General features: G+C 78.2%; 2 protein-coding genes. One reads left to right on the top strand and one right to left on the bottom strand.

Annotated features, from left to right (window positions below; genetic code table 11):
- The first annotated feature begins 310 nt into the window (after positions 1–310).
- On the top strand, positions 311–514 hold the full coding sequence (locus tag K6I34_RS37010; RefSeq protein ID WP_229332397.1) for a ferredoxin: 204 nt from the start codon (positions 311–313) through the stop codon (positions 512–514).
- An 11-nt stretch (positions 515–525) separates the two neighbouring features.
- On the opposite strand, the gene K6I34_RS37015 is transcribed toward K6I34_RS37010, so the two are convergent.
- Positions 526–1372, bottom strand: an 847-nt coding sequence (locus tag K6I34_RS37015; RefSeq protein ID WP_229332398.1) for a CdaR family transcriptional regulator, incomplete at its 5' end; no start/stop codon positions are given.

Raw genomic sequence — 1372 nt, forward strand, 5'->3', positions numbered from 1 at the left:
GTCGCTTGTCGGCTCTCCGCAGGACTGGGCGCGCCCCATCAGGGGCGCGGGGAACTGCGCGAGCAACCAGCGATGATCCGCAGCCGCCGGACAGGCAGGGGCGGCCGAGCTCGTGGGCGGCTTTTAGGGGCGCGGGGAACGGCGCGACCAGCCCCCACCGGGGGCGCACCCCCGCGCGGAGCGCAAGTGGCACCCCGGTGGGCGCAGGGGCCCAGCGGCGCGGCCCCGGCGCAGCCACCCCGCTACCGAGGGTGGTTTCGGTCGTTGTAGGGGGTATGCCCGGATCCCCTACCACCCCACCGGAGGTGCCATGAGCATCACGCGCGTCAGTATCGACTCCGACCTGTGCGTCGGGTCCGGCCAGTGCGCTGCCACCGCGCCCGGCGTCTTCTCCCAGGACGACGACGGCTTCGGCCTGGTCATCCCCGGGAAGGAGGACGGCTCGGGCGACCCCCGTGTGTCCGAGGCGGCTCGGGCCTGTCCCTCCCGGGCGATCTCCGTCGACGAGGACTGAGCCCCCGCGGATCAGAGACGGCCCGCCTTCAGGGCCATGTGCAGCAGCAGGCGGCCCTCGCCGTCGTCCAGGTCCAGGCCGGTGAGCTGTTCCACGCGGGACAGGCGGTAGTAGAGCGTCTGGCGATGGATGCCGAGCGCGGCGGCCGTGCGGCCCGCCTGGCCCGCGCAGTCGAGGAACACCTCGGCGGTGCGGGCCAGTTCCGTATGTGCCGGGGCCAGGAGGGGGAGGACCGACGGGTCCGCCGCGGCCTCCGCGGGCAGCGCGGACAGTACGCGGTACGGCCCGATGGCCGCCCACTCCGCCACCGGCCCCAGCCGGGCCTCCGCGCCCGCCGCCCGCGCCGCGGCCAGCGCCTCCCGCCACGCCGCGGGCAGCTCCGCGAGACCGCGTCGCGGGGTGCCGAGGCCGGCGGTCGCCCGTATGGGCCGTGCGCCCGAACCGCCCGCGCGGGGCGACCGCAGCAGGCGGTCGGCGGTCGCGCGCGCGGCCGCGGGGGAGGACGTGGCCCGCAGCCGGATCAGCGCCGCCAGGGCCGCCGCGCCGTCCGGCAGCGCGTTCGGTACGGAGCACAGCGCGGCCACTCCTGACTGCCCGGCCAGTGTCCCGGTGGAGCCGTCCGCGCCCTGCTCCTCGGAGTCGCCCTCGCCCGCCGTACGCCACGGGGCCACGGCGACGACCGCCAGCGGCCCGTCGCCCGCCTGGCCCAGCGCCTCCCGCAGGGCGGCCCGGGCCGCGTCCCGGCCCGCGGGCCGCCCGGTCAGGAGCTCCCGGAGCAGCTCGCCCAGCTCCGCGCCCGCCCGGGCCTCGGCGGCCAGCAGCGCCCCGATGCGGGCGGCCGTCTCCATCGCCTGGGCG

It is taken from the genome of Streptomyces sp. UNOC14_S4 (assembly GCF_020740835.1).
Classification (GTDB): Bacteria; Actinomycetota; Actinomycetes; order Streptomycetales; family Streptomycetaceae; genus Streptomyces.